This is a genomic window from Pseudoalteromonas rubra, assembly GCF_000238295.3.
Taxonomy (GTDB): domain Bacteria; phylum Pseudomonadota; class Gammaproteobacteria; order Enterobacterales; family Alteromonadaceae; genus Pseudoalteromonas; species Pseudoalteromonas rubra.
Window position 1 is genome coordinate 137,016 of sequence record NZ_AHCD03000034.1, and the last position, 19,319, is coordinate 156,334.

The 19,319-nt window shown below is 49.2% G+C and carries 18 protein-coding genes; 6 read left to right on the forward strand and 12 right to left on the reverse strand.

The features are described 5' to 3' along the window. Entirely contained in the window at positions 1-822 is an 822-nt protein-coding gene (locus tag PRUB_RS09870) for a nicotianamine synthase family protein (RefSeq protein ID WP_010385829.1), read from the reverse strand. A 166-nt stretch (positions 823-988) separates the two neighbouring features. On the opposite strand from PRUB_RS09870, the gene PRUB_RS09875 reads away from it, so the two are divergent. Further along, complete coding sequence (locus PRUB_RS09875; protein WP_010385828.1) at positions 989-2,161, forward strand: efflux RND transporter periplasmic adaptor subunit; 1,173 nt, start codon at positions 989-991, stop codon at positions 2,159-2,161. Continuing rightward, positions 2,158-5,262 (forward strand): efflux RND transporter permease subunit, encoded by a 3,105-nt coding sequence (locus tag PRUB_RS09880; protein WP_010385827.1) that lies wholly within the window; start codon positions 2,158-2,160, stop codon positions 5,260-5,262. Before PRUB_RS09875 ends, PRUB_RS09880 begins: the two co-directional genes overlap by 4 nt. 135 nt (positions 5,263-5,397) lie before the next feature. Here the strand turns inward: PRUB_RS09880 and PRUB_RS09885 are convergent, their stop codons facing one another. From PRUB_RS09885 to PRUB_RS09905, 5 genes are all read right to left on the reverse strand, one after another. After that, entirely contained in the window at positions 5,398-7,521 is a 2,124-nt protein-coding gene (locus tag PRUB_RS09885; RefSeq protein ID WP_010385825.1) for a TonB-dependent siderophore receptor, read from the reverse strand. Between the two features lie 194 nt (positions 7,522-7,715). Continuing rightward, positions 7,716-8,942 carry an NAD(P)/FAD-dependent oxidoreductase gene (locus PRUB_RS09890; protein ID WP_010385823.1) on the reverse strand — a complete coding sequence of 409 codons (1,227 nt, stop codon included), beginning with the start codon at positions 8,940-8,942 and terminating at the stop codon, positions 7,716-7,718. 5 nt (positions 8,943-8,947) lie between these two features. Beyond that, a complete protein-coding gene (locus PRUB_RS09895; protein ID WP_010385821.1) occupies positions 8,948-10,336 on the reverse strand; it encodes an FAD/NAD(P)-dependent oxidoreductase in 1,389 nt (462 codons plus the stop codon). Further along, on the reverse strand, positions 10,329-10,649 hold the full coding sequence (locus PRUB_RS09900; RefSeq protein ID WP_010385820.1) for a 2Fe-2S iron-sulfur cluster-binding protein: 321 nt from the start codon (positions 10,647-10,649) through the stop codon (positions 10,329-10,331). The genes PRUB_RS09895 and PRUB_RS09900 overlap by 8 nt, the downstream gene beginning before the upstream one ends. 338 nt (positions 10,650-10,987) lie before the next feature. After that, positions 10,988-11,347, reverse strand: a complete 360-nt coding sequence (locus tag PRUB_RS09905) for a winged helix-turn-helix transcriptional regulator (protein WP_010385819.1) — start codon at positions 11,345-11,347, stop codon at positions 10,988-10,990. Positions 11,348-11,455: 108 nt separating this feature from the next. Here PRUB_RS09905 and PRUB_RS09910 point away from each other — a divergent pair, with 108 nt between their 5' ends. The 4 genes from PRUB_RS09910 to PRUB_RS09925 are packed head-to-tail and all read left to right on the forward strand — an operon-like array spanning position 11,456 to position 14,068. Further along, entirely contained in the window at positions 11,456-12,037 is a 582-nt protein-coding gene (locus tag PRUB_RS09910) for an NAD(P)H-dependent oxidoreductase (protein ID WP_010385818.1), read from the forward strand. A 9-nt stretch (positions 12,038-12,046) separates the two neighbouring features. Continuing rightward, positions 12,047-12,595, forward strand: a complete 549-nt coding sequence (locus PRUB_RS09915; RefSeq protein WP_010385817.1) for a redoxin domain-containing protein — start codon at positions 12,047-12,049, stop codon at positions 12,593-12,595. A 24-nt stretch (positions 12,596-12,619) separates the two neighbouring features. Beyond that, the gene (locus PRUB_RS09920) at positions 12,620-13,177 is read left to right on the forward strand and encodes a carboxymuconolactone decarboxylase family protein (protein WP_010385816.1); all 558 of its coding nucleotides are present in this window, start codon (positions 12,620-12,622) and stop codon (positions 13,175-13,177) included. 15 nt (positions 13,178-13,192) lie between these two features. Further along, on the forward strand, positions 13,193-14,068 hold the full coding sequence (locus PRUB_RS09925) for a phosphotransferase family protein (protein WP_010385815.1): 876 nt from the start codon (positions 13,193-13,195) through the stop codon (positions 14,066-14,068). Positions 14,069-14,096: 28 nt separating this feature from the next. Here the strand turns inward: PRUB_RS09925 and PRUB_RS09930 are convergent, their stop codons facing one another. The 6 genes from PRUB_RS09930 to PRUB_RS09955 all read right to left on the reverse strand — a co-directional run bounded on the left by PRUB_RS09930 (position 14,097) and on the right by PRUB_RS09955 (position 19,302). Continuing rightward, positions 14,097-14,501 carry a GFA family protein gene (locus PRUB_RS09930; RefSeq protein ID WP_021032789.1) on the reverse strand — a complete coding sequence of 135 codons (405 nt, stop codon included), beginning with the start codon at positions 14,499-14,501 and terminating at the stop codon, positions 14,097-14,099. Positions 14,502-14,646: 145 nt separating this feature from the next. Then, the gene (locus PRUB_RS09935; RefSeq protein WP_010385811.1) at positions 14,647-15,000 is read right to left on the reverse strand and encodes a DUF1428 domain-containing protein; all 354 of its coding nucleotides are present in this window, start codon (positions 14,998-15,000) and stop codon (positions 14,647-14,649) included. Positions 15,001-15,172: 172 nt separating this feature from the next. Continuing rightward, the gene (locus PRUB_RS09940) at positions 15,173-15,622 is read right to left on the reverse strand and encodes a biotin/lipoyl-containing protein (protein ID WP_010385809.1); all 450 of its coding nucleotides are present in this window, start codon (positions 15,620-15,622) and stop codon (positions 15,173-15,175) included. A gap of 42 nt (positions 15,623-15,664) precedes the next feature. Further along, the gene (locus PRUB_RS09945) at positions 15,665-16,303 is read right to left on the reverse strand and encodes a hypothetical protein (protein WP_155946284.1); all 639 of its coding nucleotides are present in this window, start codon (positions 16,301-16,303) and stop codon (positions 15,665-15,667) included. 365 nt (positions 16,304-16,668) lie between these two features. Then, positions 16,669-17,226, reverse strand: coding sequence for a hypothetical protein (locus PRUB_RS09950; RefSeq protein ID WP_010385807.1), 558 nt, complete (start codon positions 17,224-17,226; stop codon positions 16,669-16,671). 9 nt (positions 17,227-17,235) lie between these two features. Beyond that, on the reverse strand, positions 17,236-19,302 hold the full coding sequence (locus PRUB_RS09955) for an LruC domain-containing protein (protein ID WP_010385806.1): 2,067 nt from the start codon (positions 19,300-19,302) through the stop codon (positions 17,236-17,238). Positions 19,303-19,319 lie beyond the last annotated feature (17 nt).

Sequence of the window (19,319 nt, forward strand, 5' to 3'; positions counted from 1 at the left end):
CTAAACCGGCTTGTGAGCAATCAAAATAGAATGAAAGTTATCAGCATAGGTCTGGATCTTCAGTTTCAACTGAAATGGTGCCAGTCCGGCCTCATCAACACTTGGATATAACAGGGTACGCAGATTAAAGGCAGTGCGAACCACCAGTTGCGCGCCCGGACGCATTTGCTCATACAAGTGCGCAATAATTTTATCTTTGAGCTGCGCATCTCCAACCAGGGCGGCGAGCCAGATCACATCGTACTGGGCCAGTTCGGCCTGTTCACAGATATCATTGTGGATAAAGCCCATCTGATTGTCAGCCGACAAAGCACCGCAGACTTGCTTGCCAAGCAGCAGGTCATCCTGCTGAATATCAAGGTTATCAACCTGCAACCCGGCGTTATACAGCGCCATAGAAGTCAGCGGTAAAGCACCAGAGCCGACCATCAGGACCCGCTTTACCGGCTCAATCGCGAGCGAATTAATGGCATTAATTTCAAGTCCCGTGGCACGTTGATAGTGTTTGAAGTACGGATACTCTTCACGCAGTACCTGCTCAGGCGTATCGCTGTTAACAAGACGCTCCGCCCAGTGTCGCTCGTACATACTGGAAGCCAGGCTAAACAAGTGCTGGATCTGAGGTTTAATAGCCTTAATTTTGGCTTGTGCCAGAACCTGCTCAGCAAACTCACTGCCGTGTTCATTGGATAGTAAACCCAGAAAACGATCAAAGACGGCCATGGTTTGGGCGTTGATGGTCAGCGTTTCCATGCTATGAATTTGTTCATAAACGTCCACAATTTGCGAGGCGTGGATCCCTACGTGATTCGCGATAGTCATAAGTAAGTCACTGCTGTACTGTTCCGATTTTATGTTATAACATAACTTACTGGTTATTTATGTGTAAACCACTTTATTCAACAATTTTTAGTTAAGTGAGTCACTTAATAAAATTAAAAAACAAATAATTTACGATGAAAGTTAAGTGACAAGCAGGGAAATTACCATGGACACAAATAAAAATAAGTCTTTTTATCATCTACTTAAGCATCGTTCTGTTGCCCTGCTCCTGGTCCTGTTTATGGGCAGTTCAGCCTGTGTTGCTTTAGTTACGCTCGCTAAATCCCCTAAAGAGGATCAGGTTCAGCAAGCCGTGCTGCCAAAAGTATCGAGTACAGCCTTGATACCCACAGATCATCAAACCACGTTAAACTTGTCAGGGGTCTTAAAACCAGCCGAGCAAACAGACATTGCCTTTGAACTCCCGGGCAAAATTGCCTGGCTCAACGCCGGATTCATTGAAGGTGGGATTATAAAAAAAGGGGACGTGCTGGCCAGACTTGACCCATTTGATTATCAAACTCAGTTACTCAATAAACAGGCAGAGCTTGCACTGGCGCAGACTCGTTTGTCTGAGCAAATTGCATTGGCTGATGTGGCAAAGAAAGAATGGGCTGCCAGTGCACATGTCACCGATCTTGCACTCAGAAAACCTCAGGTTGCCAGCGCCCGGGCGCACCTAAAAGCAGCGGAAGCAGAATTGGCACAGGCCCAAAAGAACCTGGCACGTACTCACTACTACGCCCCTTACGATGCATTGGTTGCAAAACGCGATACCGGCCTTGGTCAGGTTATTCAGGCAGGTCAGCCACTTGGCCTGCTGGTCAACCTAAGTTATGGTGAACTGCATGTGCCCGTCGCTCAGTTTGACCAGCCTTTTTTGCCACCCCTGCCAATAGCAGATGTCAGGATAGCAGATGGAAACAACCAGCGCACCGGCACACTCACGCGCCATACCGGCCTGCTCAGCGATACCACCCGAATGGCCTACTATGTGATCAGAATAGACGATCCTTATGCACTGCACAGCACTTTGCCAGCCGTACACTTTGGGCAGTTTTTACAGGCTGAAATAGCCGGTATCACACTCAAAAACGTCCTGAAAGTACCTCAGGAATGGGTTAAAAACGACACACTTTGGTTACTGAGCCCAGAGCAAAAGCTACTGAAATATTCCGCTAAGGTGCTGCGCAGAGAACACAGCAGTGTACTGATCAGTGCCCCCCCCCACTCAGATTATCAGCTGGTCACTCAACTACCTGATTATCCGCAAACGGGTATGCAAGTGCGCGCCCCTGCCCCACATACCCAGCTGGCTGTTAAAGGAGACAAGCAATGAGCCAGCCAAGTAAACTGATCGGCTATTTTGTTCATCACCCGGTCGCCGCGAACCTGCTGATGCTGTTTATCGTTTGCATGGGTTTGCTGAGCTATCAGGGGATCCAGAGACAAACCTTCCCTGTCTCCGACAACAATAAAATTATTGTCACTGCCACCGAGCTGGGCGCATCGGTCAAAGAAGTCGAAGAAAATATACTGCTTAAGATTGAACAGGCACTCAAACCTCAGGTCGGCATTAAACGCCTCACCAGCCAGGCAACGCCGTCGCGTGGGCGAGTTGAAATAGAGCTGGAACACGACCAGGTTTTAGCCCATCGTCTTGATGAAATCAAAATGAAGCTGGATGCCATTGCCACCTTTCCACCCGCCATGGAGCCACTGCAAATTGTTGAGCGCGCACAGCGTCAGCGCGCGCTGAGCGTTGTGTTATCCGGTCCGGATAACCCACTCGAACTGAGAAAGCTCGGAAATGAATTAAAAGAAGAGTTACTGCAACTTGACGGGATTGCACACGTCGATCTCTCGGCCATTCCCGATTATGAAGTCGCGATTGAGCTGTCACCACTTCGATTACGAGAATACAATCTCAGCCTGTCAGATGTAGTGCGTGCAATTCAGACACAGGCCGATAATGTGTCAGCTGGTGAAATAAAAACCGCGCGCGGTAACATCTACCTCAGACTGGCACAACGAGGCTATCAGGGCTCAGCACTGGCCAGCACACCCATTATCACCGGCCCTTTAGGTGAAACTGTACAACTACGCGATATCGCAACCATCAAAGATGGATTCCGTGAAACTCTGGATGCCGGGCGCTTTAATGGTGAGCAGGCCGTGTACATCATGGTCCTGGCGGCCAAAGAGCAGTCGCTCACCGATGTGGTTGCTCAGGTTAAAGCTTATGTTGACTACAAACGTGAGGTACTGCCTGAACACATCAACATCTACGAGTTTGTTGATGTGACCTTCTACTTGCAGGGTCGCCTCAATATGATGCTGGAAAACCTCGCTCAGGGGGCCATTCTGGTGTTTATCGTGCTCGCCGTATTTTTGCGTACCCGGCTTGCTATCTGGGTGATGCTGGGTCTGCCTGTTTCCATGCTGGGCGCTTTCTGGCTGATGCCGCTATTCGGGATCACCATGAATCTGGTGTCCTTATTCGCTTTTATCATGGTGCTGGGTATTGTTGTGGACGACGCCATAGTAATAGGCGAAAGCGTCTGCGAGGAAGTTGAGTCAAATGGCCACTCTCCACAGCAGGTGATAAAAGGAGCACAAAAAGTGGCTATGCCGGCCACCTTCGGCGTACTGACCACCATCGCCGTCTTTATGCCCTTTATGTTCAGTAGCGGTCCTAATTCAGGACAGTTCATAGCCATCGCTGGTGTGTGTATTTTATGTCTGTTTTTCAGCTTGATTGAATCCAAGCTCATCCTGCCTGCACACCTGGCAGCAACCCGTTTACCGCCCAAGCCAGCTGATCACTGGCGCAACCGCTTTAACAGCAAACTTCAACAACTGCTGAACAACCATTATGCCCCGTTACTCAAGCACTGTATTCACTATCGCTATGCGGTCATCGTTGGATTTATGTGTTTGTTGGTTCTGGCAATTTGTCTCATCATCAGTGGCTTATTGCGCTTTACGCCCGTTCCAAAAGTGCCTCATGATTATCCGTCAATTAATATTCAGATGGATCACAGTGTGTCCGAAGCACACACCCTGGCCGCCGTTGAGCAAATAGAAACCCTGATTAATCGTGTTGAGCAAGATATCCGAACCCAGACTGGTAAGCCAATGATGGATGTGATGTATACCCGCATCGATCACCTGACCGAGGCCGAAGTAGTCGTTCCTCTGGTGCCAGAAGCAGAGCGCCCGTTTGATACTTTTGAACTAGCCAGACGTTGGCGGGAACAATTACCAGATATACCTGGTGTAAAAAAGCTGACTATAGAATCCGATGTGATCGACATTACTGAGAAAACGGATCTGGAGTACCGCCTGTTTGCCAGCGATGCTGAAACCCTTTATCAGGCCAGCCGGGCAATGGTCGACAAACTGAATAGGATCAGCGGTGTTCACAGCGTCTACTCCTCACTTGATAGTACGCAGACTGAATATCAGATCCAACTTAAACCACTGGCGCATCAGCTAAACCTGAGCGCAAAAGACGTTACCCGACAAGTGGGGGCGCGATTCTATGGGCTTGAAGTGCAGCGCGTCATGCGTGAAGGTCAGGAGGTCGTGTTCAAAGTGCGAGGTGCACAGGCCGACCGTCAGCAATTGAGCGCTCTCGACCACACGCTGATCACTTTGCCAAATGGCGAACAGGTGTTCTTTGGCGATGTGGCAAGCACCGTTGAAGTACCTGGCTTTTCGAGCATCAGTCGCGAGCAGGGCTATCAGGTCGCTACCATCAGTGCCAATGTGGACGAACAATACACAAGTATCGCCCACGTAACCGAACACATAGAGTCACAGCTGCTGAGCGAACTGACTCAGGCCCACCCGGGACTGACTACTCAGCCCGGCGTCACACTGCAAGCACAGCGACAAGAGCAAAGTGAGGTACTGGTATTTGGTCTGGTTGGGTTACTGGTCGTCTATTGTTTGCTTGCACTACCGCTGAAAAGCTACCTGCAACCTGTCCTGGTTATGTCTGTGATCCCCTTTTCCGTGGTCGGCGCACTGTGGGGACATTACCTGCTTGGCTATAGCCTCAGCATGATGTCAGTCTTTGGTATTGTTGCGGCGGCAGGAGTGGTGATCAATGACTCTCTGGTCATGACAGATGTGATCAACCGCCACAGATCAGCAGGCCTGGATATTAAAACTTCGGTTATCCGCGCTGGAATTGGCCGTTTCCGGGCCATCTTGCTCACCTCACTCACCACCTTTTTGGGACTGGTGCCGATTATGTTTGAGTCGAGCCTGCAGGCACAGTTTGTGATCCCAACAGCCATATCACTGAGCTTCTCGGTGTTGTTTGCAACCGGGGTAACATTGATCATGGTGCCTTGTATGTATGTGATGCTCGAAGATATCAAAGGGGTGTCTGGCTCCTTACTGAGACCAATCAGGCGTCTGTTGGCCTAGCATCAAAAAGCCCGGCAATCAGTGCCGGGCTGTTTCTATTCAGGCTTTAAAAGAAGCTGAATTTTAAACAAAAAAATGTGCCCAGGCAGGGAGCACCAGGGCACATTAAACGACTCAAAAGGTCTGTGGGCTAAATTAGAACTGATATGAGGTCGACACTAATACCTTACGCGGCTCACCCGGCTGTACCCACATCTGAGAGTATGAGTTGGTGAAGTGCTTGCGATCAAAGGCGTTATGTACCTGCGCCTTTACTGACCAGCGGTCGCTGATCGCATACTCTGCAAACAAGTTCACAGTAACGTAGGAAGGCAGGTAGAAGTCAGTACCACGCTGGCCCAGTCGCTCATCCACATACTGAGCCCCTACACCCGCTGACAAGGCATTACCAAATACCGAATATTGCTGGCTCAGCTGAATACTGGCTGCGTTCTCTGGGATATTCAGCAGGTCGTCGCCTTTTTTAATGGCCACACCCAGACCGGTATCAATGGAATCTTTATCAACCTGTGCATCCAGGTGAGTAAATGAGAACTGGATCTGCGCATCTGCCGGTAACTGACCCACCACGTCCAGCTCAATGCCCTGGCTTGTAGCCTGGCCAATGGCAGCACTAAAGCCGGGGTTATTGATATCAGCAACGATGATGTTGGTCTGCTCACTGTCAAAATAGGCCAGCGTGATGTCCAGGTTATTGTCGAGCAAAGACCACTTACTGCCGAACTCAATTGACTCACTCTGGTTCGGATCAAAGCCGTCTCCTTTGTAGTCAGTACCAAAGTTCAGACGGTAACCTTCGCCATAAGTTGAGTACAGTGACCAGTTATCACTGAACTGATATACCAGACCCAGCTGCGGGCTAAAGTGTTGCTCAGACTGATCTGCGCTCTGCATTCTGATCTTGTCGTCTGTAGTTTGTTTCAGCCAGTCAAAACGACCGCCAATACGCACCTGGAATGCGTCTGTCAGGGCTATCTGATCCTGGATATAGAAGCCGGTTGCCCATTGGTTTTGCTGGCGCACAATCACCGGGGTTGGCGTTGGCGGTGTATGCTGACCATACACTGGCTGATGAATATTAATGGCATAAAGCTGTGCATCGGTTGGGTTGGTGCTTAGTGCTGGTGCGCGGGCAACCCGATAGTCTCTGTCAAACTCAAAACGGTCATAGTCAACACCCACAATGATGTGGTGTTTGATTGAGCCTGTCGTGACATCCCCAGCCAATTCAAAACGTGCCACATACTGATCGGTATCATAAGCGCGCTGTCTGTGCTGACGCGTCAGGGTCTGAAAATCTAAGTAAAGCTTTTGTCTGGACGGCGCAATATCAGCGTCGCTAGACAGGCTGTCCAGCTCAGTTTGTCTGTATGCCAGTGCTGAGCTAAGCTGCCAGTCACTGTTCAGGTCGTACACCCAGTTAAGCTGGTGACCATGTACCATAGTCGTTGTCGGGCCATCGCCCGGCTCGCCCAGGAAACGTTCGATAGGCATAAAGTCAAAGTTGCCATTTGGCGCGATAATACCGCGGTCAAACGGGATTTCCTGCTCGGCATACTCAAAGTCATAATGCCAGGTTGAGTCGGCACTTTGGTCGAACACGAATGATGCCATCACACCATGCTTTTGCGTTTCTATGGTGTCACGGAAGCTGTCTTCTTCCTGATAAAAGCCAATAAAGCGACCAGCGACCGACTCAGACAACACCGCATTCACGTCACCTTCCAGGCGGCGGTGGGCGCGGCTGCCCGCTGTCAGTTCAAATTCGCTGGAAGACTGGAAAGTCGGCTTTTTGGTCACCAGGTTAATTGAACCACCCGGCTCACCACGGCCAAATAAGGCCGCTTTTGGACCCTTAAGCACTTCAACCCGCTCAATACCCGAAATATCACGAGGGCCAGAGAATCCACGCCCCGCATTAAATCCATTAACCAGATAACCACTGGGCACATTCTCATCACCGAAGAAGCCGCGGATCGCAAAGCTATCCCACAGGCCACCCAGGCTATTTTGGCGACTGACCGACGCCGACATATCCAATACCTGAGTTAATCCTGTCACACCGGTTTGTTCAATTAATTCAGAGTCAAATTCGAACAACGATTCTGGTGATTGCAAATGCGTAAAGTCACCACGGTAGGCCTGGCGCTCGCCGGTTACTTCAATTTTTTCAATAGTACTGTCAGCAGACACAGAAAATGCCGCAGCGAGAGACAAAGAGAGTACACTTAAACGACACGCAGAGTGTAAGGGTTTCATTATCAGTCCTTCATTATGATATATTATAACAACTTAAGCGCGAGGACTGTACCACGAATGCAGCCAGGTGTTAAGGAGTAATCAATGAAGTTTTTATACTGATTATTACTTTCATTTTTATTAATTAAATTGCAATAAATAGCGTAAATTCAGGTACATCCTTGCACCCAGTGCGTCCTCCCTGTTTATGAGTTTTAACCAGCCTTTTGCTCAGCCTCTTCAAAACGCTCAACACTAAACGGAGTCAGATCCAATGACGGTGTTTTGCCCATAATCAGTTCGGTCATCAGCTGACCCGTGATAGCCGATGTCAAAATGCCGGTACGGAAATGACCACAAGCATTGAGGTAACCTTCTACCCCCTCGACCGGACCCAGGATTGGCAACTCATCCGGAGTGCCCGGACGTAACCCAGCCCAGCAACGCTTAATGCTCGACTCTTTTAATATCGGCAAACACTTCATCGCTCCCTGCGACAGCTCCTGAATTTTGTCCAGGCTATTGGTGGTGTCAAAGCCTTTCTCTTCTGTCGATGAACCAATCAGGATTTCACCGTTGTCCTTTTGTGCAATGTAACAGTCACTGGTACTGATACAGCCGTTCATGATCTTTGGCATGCGCTCCGACAGCACGATTTGTCCTTTCACCGGATACACCGGCATAGTACGACCAGTGGCTTGCTGATATAACTCGTTAGCCCAGGCACCGGAGGCATTGATCAGGGTATCGCAGAAAAAGACTTCATCGCTCGTTTTCACTCCTTCCACAACATTGCCGTTGCGGATCACCGAGGTGACTTCAGTATTCAGATACAAAGACACCCCATTTTGACGTGCGCCTTCCAGATAGGCGTCGACCAGTCGATACGGGTTTACCTGGTGATCACAAATAAAATCAATGGCACCGATGGCATCGTCGGTCACATAGGGCTCTTCTTTTTTGAGTTGCTCAGCGTCCAGCCAACGTACCTGATCAGCCAGGTGAGGGATCCCCTGAGTGATCTGCTCTGCATACAGTCTGTCTTCTTCGTTATACATGATAAATTTCAGCCCAGTGCGCTCAAATTTAAAGTCAACACCGTGCTTCTCCAGCATCTCCTGGTGCAATGCCGGATACATGTTGTTAGACGTTAATGCAAACTCAAAAAAGCAATCCGGCAACTGGTGCGGACGCATTACCGGCACTTCCTTACCTTGTGCCTCACTGTGCAATTTAGACAGAGTTTTAAAGAAAATGACTCCGCATCCAAGACCAACCGACTCACCAATGGCCCACAATCCCCCGGCTGACGCGCGCGACGCATTGCCAGGCTTCTTTAAATCAATTAATGCGATTTTTAAATCTGTATCGCGACTCAAAAAGTATGCGCACGCCGCACCCACTGCACCGCCACCAGCGATGACAACATCATATTTTTTCATTGTGTTCATTCCATTAAGGTAAAGGGGATAGGATCAAGAGGAAAACGTGGCTTGATCACGCCAATGTTCTCTGTCAGACCTGCCTGATGCAGGTAATCCAGCGCGTAGGAACTACAGGTTTTCCCCTGGCAGTCTCCCATACCAATGCGGGTTCGCATCTTCAGGCTGGTGATGTCTTTAACGCCTTGCGCAATGGCCTCATCCAACTGCTCCTTGCGCACTTGCTCACAGCGACAAACCACGGTCTGTGGCTGCGCCAGAGACAATAAGCCGGGTTGACGATCTGAGAACCGGTCAAAGCCAAAACGGAATTTTTTAATCCGCGCCAGCTTGTTGTTAACTTTTGTAGCCCGCGAGAACAGCTCAGATTCTGTGATCTTTCCGCACTGCCAGGCCAGACGTAATGCCGCCAATTGACCTTCACAAATGGCGGCATCAGCCCCCAGCAAGCCATTACTGTCACCCACTACAAAAGCACTGTGATTCTGGCTCTGATGCCACTCATCCAGTGCAGGCACATAACCACTGACTTTACTGTAGGTGTGTTCCAGGCCCAGTAACATAGCAAGCTGGGTCCGTGCCACGAATCCGTACCCCACCCCAATGGCATCGACTGCCACCTGCTCAGCCAGGTCACGTTGAGGTCGCCACTGACTATCGTATGGCGCAACATGAATACTGCTAAGCTGTTCCTCGCCCTGCGCACTGACAATGCCCCAACCATATTTGAACGGGATTTTGTGTTTTTTGAGGTAACTCATCATGCTCATGCCCGACAGCGTTAACTTGGGCTTATTCAGCAAGGCAACGGCCTCTTTCGCCAGCTTGGCAAATGGGCTGGCTTCATATACACCCACCACATCGACACCCGCTTTATGCAACTGACAGGCAACCAGAGGCAATAAAGGTCCGGTGCCCACCAACGCCATACGCTGTCCCGGCCTGACCAAACCACTTTTCAGCTGCAATTGCACTCCGCCCAGTAACATAACGCCGGGTAACTGCCAGCCAGGAAAAGGGATACTGCGCTCGTGACAACCGGTTGCCAGGATCAGATGAGCATAGGGCTGACGACTCAACCCCGAGTCATCACTGAGTAAAAGTTGATTACTGCCTTCCGGACCAAGCACCCGGGTCTGCGTTTTGACTTCAATGGACTCTCGGTGCGCCTGATAGCGGGTTTGCAATGCCGTCATGGCGCGCTTCAGGTTGTCATCCAGGTGCGGCAATGAGTCAGTCTTGCGCAGTGGACCGCGATATATCACCCCACCCAGCTTAGGTGCTTCGTCAATGATCACTGACTTTAATCCATGACGTGCTAATTCAGCTGCCGCAGCAGTCCCCGCAGGACCGCCACCAACGATCACCACCTTGTCGTGCGTCTGGCTAGTCATGTTTGATCCCCTCTTCTTTGAAACGGTTGGTCAGGGTTTCAACCGACATGTGTGGCTTAACTAAAGTCTGGCAGGCACGTTGCTTGTGCTTAGCATTGATCTTCACCTGGCAACAATGGCATACCCCCATGCCACAGTAGGCACCTGATGCAACATTGCGGTCGTTTTCCATCACTTTGGCATAGTTGGCGGCAAGTAAAACCGACAACACGGTTTCCCCTTCACAGGCCTCAACAGATTGATCATCGACGGTAATTTTAAAATTGCGCGAAGGCAGAGGCGTAATGTCTCGGGTGCGCTTAAGTGGTTTCATAACTTGTCTCTCTCATGTAGTGATACATCATCGAGCGCAGCATGTACGCTTGATATACAGGACAGGTAAGAGCCAGTGACGTTGAGGGTAACTTGAAATGATAATTAAAAGTTAACTACTAAAAAGTGTACAACCGTTTTCCCGGTTCCTTTCGCTCGTCTATGCCCTATTTCAGGCACATTCAGCTCATTTCCTGTGAACGAAAGAAGATTAACCCGGAATAAACAATTAAGCTATATTTATTTACATTGAATAAACAAAAATTGATCTGGATCCGGGCATGTCGCTTTTTTACGCACTCACTGGTGACTTGCTCATCGCCAGTTCATGCTTTTCTCTTAGTCGAGTTGATGAGACTCGGACCAGACTCGCAGCTGCTCCAGAATATGCAGTGCTGAGCGACCAAACTCGGTCAACTCATACGTGACAGCCACTGGCCGTTCATTAACGACCGTACGTAATACCATGCCCTGGGATTCCAGCTCCTTGAGGCGCTGATCGATCATCTTTTTACTGGCACCGCCGAGCATTCTGGCCAGATCGTTAAACCTCACCGGTTCATCTTTAAGGTGATAAATGATAGATCCCGTCCATTTGCCGCCGATGAGGCGCATGCCCTTTTCGATGGCACAGGGTTCGAGACACGCATTTAAAACTTTTTTTCTTCCCTTACTATCTGTTTTAACGACACTTTCCACAGTCAGGACTCCAAAATCAGGGTGGTTACCAAAAGTAAACTAATTGAATAAAGGTCACAGGTTACTATTATAAACCACGATAGCAATTAAGCCTACCGGAGAATCAACATGAACAAAGCCCTGATCATTAACGCACATCAGTATTACCCCTTTTCTGAAGGGAAACTCAATGCCACGCTGGTTAATAGTATGGTCTCTCACCTGACTACCAGGGGGTTCGAGACCCGGGTGGTAACAATGGCTGAACCACTCGACATTGAGCACCAACTGGATCTGCACCGCTGGGCTGATGTCGTGATCCTGCAATCTCCAATTAACTGGATGGGTCTGCCATGGTCATTTAAAAAGTATATGGACGAGGTGTATACCGCAGGTATGGGGGGTGCCCTGTGCAATGGCGACGGACGCTCAGCCGACCAGCCTAAAGCCAATTATGGGCGAGGTGGCACGCTTGGCGATACGCGTTACATGCTCTCAGTCACTTTTAATGCCCCGGCGGAATCGTTTAATGACGTAAATGAGTTTTTTGAGGGTAAAAGCGTGGACGATTTGCTGCTCCCGGCACATATGAACTTTAAGTTCTTTGGTATGCAGTCTATACCTACGTTTAGCTGCTTCGATGTGATGAAAAATGCAGACATAGAGGGCGACCTTGCGCGCCTCAACACCCATTTAAACACCTACTTTTAAGGACGCACCATGAGCCACACTAACCAGTACACTCAAAAACTGCACCCCGGCAGCCCATTTCCGGACATCCAGGTTAATCTGGCCGATGGGAGTACACGTCAACTGGCACAGGCCAACAATGCTGGCAGGTGGCAGCTGGTGCTGGTTTATCGGGGTCGCCACTGCCCGTTATGCACCCGTTACCTGAATAAGCTGGAACAATTCAAGGATCAGCTGGCTGATATCAAAGTCGACATAGTTGCGGTATCCGGAGACAGCCTGGCACAACTGCAAAGCCACAGCGAGCAGCTTAACGTGTCGTTTGCGCTGGGATATGGTCTGCGCCTTGCAGACATGAAAACCCTGGGCCTGTTTATTTCTGACCCCCGATCAGCACAGGAAACAGATCACCCCTTTGCCGAGCCCGGGCTCTTTGTCGTCAATGAAGCCGGAAACATTCAGGTGACAGATATTTCTAACAACCCCTTCGTTCGCCCGGATCTGACTTCCTTGGTAAATGGTCTTGGCTGGATCCGGGACCCGGACAACAACTACCCCATTCGCGGTATGCATAACTAACCGCCTTTTAACAGGAGCAAACACATGTTTACCTATTATGAGCCCGACACTGCACCACAAGACTCTAAACCGCTCATGGCGCAATCACTGGCCGGTTTTGGCATGCTGCCCAACCTGCATAAAGTGCTGGCAGAGTCGGCCGTGACCTACAAAGCCTATAACGATACCTTTAGCGCTTTTATGCAAGACACCAGTTTGTCGGCCGTTGAACAGCAGGTGGTGTTTATGACCGCCAACTACGAAAATAACTGTCACTATTGTGTTCCCGGTCATACCTGGATGATGAAATCTGCCGGCATGCCCGATGCTCTGATCACCGCACTGCGCGAAGGCACCCCCTTGCCAGACAGTAAACTTCAGGCACTGCAGGATTTTGTAAAAGCACTGCTGGCCAAACAGGGGCATATTGGCGATGACGCGCTGGCAGCCTTTTTGAATGCCGGATACAGCAAACAGCAGGCACTGGAAGTACTAACCGGCCTGGCTGCTAAACTCATCTCCAACTTTACCAATGCGCTGGCCAAAACCGAACTGGACCCACCGATGCAAGCCTATCAGTGGACCCATCCGGATTCACGATAATCGTCCGCCTCGACTATGCAATTAGATTCACCAGGCACATTAAAACAGTGTCTCATAAGTCAAAGGCCACTCCAGGGTGGCCTGACCCACGACAATACCTTACTGATCTGCGCCGACGGCAGCCAATGGGTATGTAAACGCTCACTTGGCCGACATCAAAGTGGACTCGCCACCGAAGCAAACGTTTATTCGTTGCTCGTAAACACGCGTTTTGCACTACCAATCAAGCTAGTACACTTAGATATCGCCAGCCAGATGCTGCTTCGCCCCTATATCGAAGGGACAACCACAACGAGCTGGGCACAACTCAGTATTGAGCAGGCAATCCTCTTGCTCAAAGCTATCCATCAGATCACAGCAACACACCATGGTAAAGTAAGCTCCCCCACCAGCCTCACTCTGAACCCGGCCAACCAACTTAGGGTCATCTGGCGATATTTCCGCAGCCGCACCTCTCAACGCGCCAAAATGATGGATATCTATGGCAAGCTGAGCACAATTTTGCAAAATCGCCAGAGTCTCTTTAATACCCTCAGCACTTTTACACTCAACCATGGCGACTTCCACCCGGGCAACCTGATTGCGACACCCGCTCAGCAGCTTGTTCCGATTGACTGGGAGCGTGCACATTTCGGCGACCCGGCTTTTGACTTAGCCCTGATCAACTGGCATGGCCAGGATCCCATTGTTAACTCTGCCCTGCAAGCCCGTGCAATTGCGCTCTACACTCAGTGTCCGGCGGAACAAGTCGCGTTACAAAAACGCGTGGTATGTTGGAGTTTAGTGCGCCTGTTCAACGATTATTTATATCTCACCAGCAACGGGCTGAAGGTTGATAAACTGGCGCACTTTGAAGAGACCACAGCAATGCTTCTGAATGCGGCCAGCTGAAATCACATGGCCGGTTTTACACACAGAATCACGTTCGGGCGTTTTTAAAGGTTGGAATATCTGCCTGTAGCGAACACCAGTTCGCTTTGCTGCTGGTAAATATCTGTGCATCCACTTTCACTGGAATATCTGTGTCGAATGTGGATATGGCGATTTCTATGTCTTCTGGTGGCACGCCTTTACTTCGAAAACCAAGACTGGCGCCACAGATATGACAAAAAGTACGCGTGGTGCCATTGGGCGCTGTGAACTCTTTTAAACATGCTTTGCCCGATAACCAGTTTAAATCAGTCACGGACACTAAAGTACCAAAAGCAGCGCCGTGAAATTTACGGCACATAGTACAGTGGCAATTGGCCACTCTGGTGCTGAAACCGGAGACAGAGAAGGTAACTTGTCCGCACAAGCACGAGCCATGATATTGATTTTTCATACGTTTCAGTTTCCCCCAACCAATCACAAATTTAAGCTCAGACAATACCACAACACTCAAGGTTACACTGCGAAACAGTCAGTTAGCTTAGTTAGTGCAGAGGGTTCACAGTGTAAGTGCTTTGCATGCTCTGTTTGCCTGACAACTAAGCGGTAAGTATCGTATTAAACCCACCATAGATTAGGCGCTTGCCATCAAATGGCATAGGGTTATTTTCCGCAGACATTCTTGGATCTTCCATAATGGCACTCCAACCTGCGTCACGTGCCTCTTTAGATGGCCAGACTACCCACGAAAAGATCACCGTCTCGTTGTCCTGAGCTTTAACCGCCAGAGGCAGAGAAGTCACTTCTCCTTGCGGTACATCATCACCCCAATTTTCTACAATTTCCAATGCACCGTGCTCTTTAAACACCAATGCAGATACTTCTGCGTGCTCAATGTATTTTTCTTTATTGTCATTCGGTACTGCTGCGACAAAACAATCTACATATGACATCTTCTTCTCCTTTACCTTGGTCTTTCATATACCGTGAGCCTAATCCAGATCTGACGCCAAGTTAAAGCTCGCACAACGCGACTGCACAGCCACACCCAGCCTATCAAGCATAACAGGCCAGAATGAATGGCAGAGGAAATCCGTTCGTCATTCGCCGACTGAGATGATTAACTCACGCTCCCATCAACACATAAGTACCAACCACACCAACTAATACACCAAATACACAACCAATGGCGCCACATATAAGCCCGCGTTTATCAAACAAACGCTCTCCTATCACTTGCTCCAGGAGGATCCTGCCCGAATCATCTTTGACGGCTTTCTCAATTACGACCTCGCGATAACTGACCTCTTTACTCTCAGTAAGCGTTTCTCCGGGCACTGGGCTTCTCAAATACATGGTGATTTGCTCTGGCTCTGCGTGAGACCCCAGACTGATATTCAAACCCTCGACAACACCACTGTGTGGCGCTTCAACTTCTAATATCACTTTGTCGGTCTCCACCTCAAAAAGTGCCTGCCCTGCCTCAACCCTCTGACCTTCGTTCACATTTATGTGTGAGATTTTCGCCAGCGATGAGTCCTCGGGTAATTGCGGTATCTCTATTGCGGTTTTCAAGGTGCCTCCTTTGCTATACATTCAATTTACGAAACATCAGTCTCAGTCTAAGCGCGAAGCCTCAACCCGACTTAATGACTGGTTACGTGCTTCTAACTCTAACAACAAGCGCTTAAAATAGGCCGGATGAGTACTTCTGTTGTTTGCAACTATCAGTCTGATAAGTTCAAGCCCTGTGCGCCCACCATGCGAATGAAAGTCAGCATGTTTAATGGGCAGATTAACATCAGCACCAAGCTCAATCAGTCGCATCAGATAGTCATGATCTAAATAGCCGGATAACAAGGCAGAATGAATGGGCGCCAATCCATTTGCGGGGTGATGCACGTTTAAACTGCAACCTTGCTCTTTGAACATTAACACAAGTTGTTTAGATACAACTTTATCCAGCTCAAACGAGTCCAAACGAAAGGCATCAAATATGATGTCGACAAGGATTGACAGGTAACTGATCCTTTGCCCATCAATGTAAAAAAAGCAATCGCTCTCTAAATGTTCAATTTTAAATTTGGCTAAATCCCTTGGTACCAATGCAACCACATACTCAATAGGTGACTCAGGTTCTGGCTGCTTTTTTGTGAGCCCTTTAATTAACCACACAGAATTTGGCAAAACGGCCAGGGACACACTCCAGAATAATAAAACAACCAATATCACTGTGCCCAAAACAACTCTAAACATGATCAGCCCATAGCAGGTTATTTGAAAGCTTGCTGGTTTCACGCCACTGCTTGAGCAAGCATACACCACCACTGCAATAACGCATTGTAAGTATAAAATTCAAACTAACACCTGCTGTACCACTCTTCAAGACTGTTTTGATTTTGAGAATGCCGCTGATCTTACATTGCCACACCAGCAAGAAAGGCTTAATAGATTTAAGGTACATATAACAGAAGACCAGAAACACCAGCAGATTGCGGCGCTCAGCATAACTACATCAGGTCGCACACGTTTGACACAAAGAAAAAAGCATACCTCACTGCTGAGATATGCTTTACGTTGGACTATCGTGAGTCACCACGAATCTTGCTCATGCATACTGATTAGTTGATTGTCCACGCTTGTTGCTGCTGAGTGCCATCAAATTCCCAGCTGTACACAAGCGGCTCAACGTCAGTACTGTAATACCAAATTTCGGCTTTTAACTTTTGCTCCGAGTGCGGCAGTTCAATCTGAACCGTTAATCCGGTGCTATCAACTGGCGCTCTCAAAAAACACGTCTCTTCGTTGATGAGCGCGGCATCTTGCTGACATACATTGATGTAGGCGCGACCATTAACCACATCGGGTGCAACTGAAACAGTGACCGGCACATCCGTCTGGAAATCAAACCCGCCATCTACAACCACAGCCTCCATACCTTCACCAACCGGGGCCTCTTCCGCAGGTTGCTCCTCAGCTACCTGCTCTTCGGTACTACTCGCTTGCTGTTCGGTTACATTATCTTGCTGAACCTGATTATTCGATTGCGTTTGCGTCGTATTCGTTACACTGGCCTGGGCCGTATTGCCGGTCGACTGGCTGTTGCTGCTGCCTTCAGAACCACCACCACCACATGCTGTCAGTAAAAGTGTCATTAGCGTTACGATTAATTTGTTCATGATGCTCTCCTAGTTTTGCGCTGCGTTGCTGATGGTGTATTGATAGTCGGATACTGGATTCTCAAACCAGGTTGCGTTCTGTGCGCCTGCTGACTGGGCGAATTCCACAAATTGAGGATACGCAAGTGACATATCAACGCGCTCCATTGGGTGGTCCCACTGAGAGTTAATGATAAGTGCCCAGGGCAAACCCGTTGACGTTTGGAAGTAACCGTTGGTTGATGAAGTGTCATCGCCCTGGTCCAGGTAGCTGCTGTCAAACGCTTCGGTTGGCGCATGATTTTTAAGGTGGACTTCCCAGCCTCGACCGTTGTTCTGGTCTACGAATGGCCCATGGTAATGACCATCTACCGCGAAGATAAACGGGTCAACTTTGCTGTTGGTCGCCACATTCGCGTTGTAACTGGTCGCGAGCGGAATGCTGATTTCAAACGAATAAGGCGCTCTTTGGATGTCACTACAGCCGGTTTCAGTTCTGAAGAACTTGCAGCCTGGCTGCACTGGCACCATCTCTCTGGTATCGGCAAAGATAACGACAATGGCTTCATTTCGGTTGGCTTCCAGCGGACTGCCATCCTGTAACGTGCCGTCAACGGTCAGTTCAACCTGGGCTTCATCCACATGCTTACGGGCAATGTCTTTTAAACGAATGGCAAAGGCATTGTGATAACCGGCCCCAACTGCGATCAGCGCGCCTTCAATGTTGTAGCGCACAACCTGGTTACCAATCTGGCTGGTTGTCACACGATATCTCACTACCACGTCATTAAAGTCATAGTCACCTTTTTGCGGCCATAAATCTTCAAACGCAGCGGTTTTCCACGAGGTCGAGTTCTGGAACAGGCTGCTGGCAACAACAGAGACATTCAAATCTTCCACTTCACCGTTATCAATCCCGCCCTGTGGTGCAATATCACTGGTGTTCGAGACCCGGAATCTGGCCCAGGTGCTGCCCGCAACAGCATCAACAGGCACAGGAATGAGCACACGGTTTTCACCGGCAACCCCCTGGTACTCACTGATCACACGCTCTGACTCCTGGAACTGGCCATCACTGTTCCAGTCAATCCAGGCATTCACATATCCGGATTTCGATAGCGTGAACGAAACCAGCGTTTCATAGCCTGTTTCAAGGTTAGTTAAAAAGCTAATGCCGTTGTCGTCGTCTGTGGCTTTGGGTACGTATTCTGCGCTGATACTCTGACCAAAAAATAAGTCACCCACATTATGACGCGCGCCGTTAGCGTTAAGCGAGGTGCCATAGCTATCCGGTGCGTCGCCGTAGTCTATGGTTGGATCTTCTGTATCATCAATGATCGGGGCTGTTGCACAGCGTGCGCCGTCGTTAGTATTGGAAACCGGACCGTACGCGAAAAGCTGGGTATTATTTGTATCGTTTATATCTATTTTATAAACATGCCCATCCTGATTTCTGCTGATGTAAAAGTTGCTCTCCACATCAAAATAGACGGCACCGAAGGTCCCTGACTGGCCCACATTACCAAGATTGGTGCTGGTGCCGTTTGAAACATCAATGCGGTGCAGATTACCATTGCTGTCTACGCTGTACGCCAGGCTGGCATTTTCATTTGGTGCAAACGCCATATCAAAGATATTCAGGTTCAGCGCGCTACCATCAATGATGCGCTCTGCCTGCAAATAATCATCGCTGTTTTCATCGAGCGATACACGATACAGGCCTAAGCTACTACCTTTCTTGTAAACATAAAATGCATTCTCGTGAATAGCGACATCACCCACGTAAAAATTGGTATCGGGGAATCCCGACGTCATGATGGGCTCGAGAACGTAATCTTTTCCCACCCGACCGATGTCTTTGTTGCTGTAATCCCAGCCGTAAATGTAACGGTCGTGAACACTAAACCCGATGCCATTAAGCTTGTTGTTAGTACCCACATTTTCAGCAAACGTAGTGTACGAACCCGAAACCAGGTTAACCCCATACATAGTTGCTGTGTTGCCCTGCACCAAAAAGGCTTTTGACGGGCATGTGTCGAATGGGGCGGCTGATAGTCCTGCGGAAAATACGCAGGCTCCGAACAATATCTTTTTCATGTGACTCTCCAACGCTT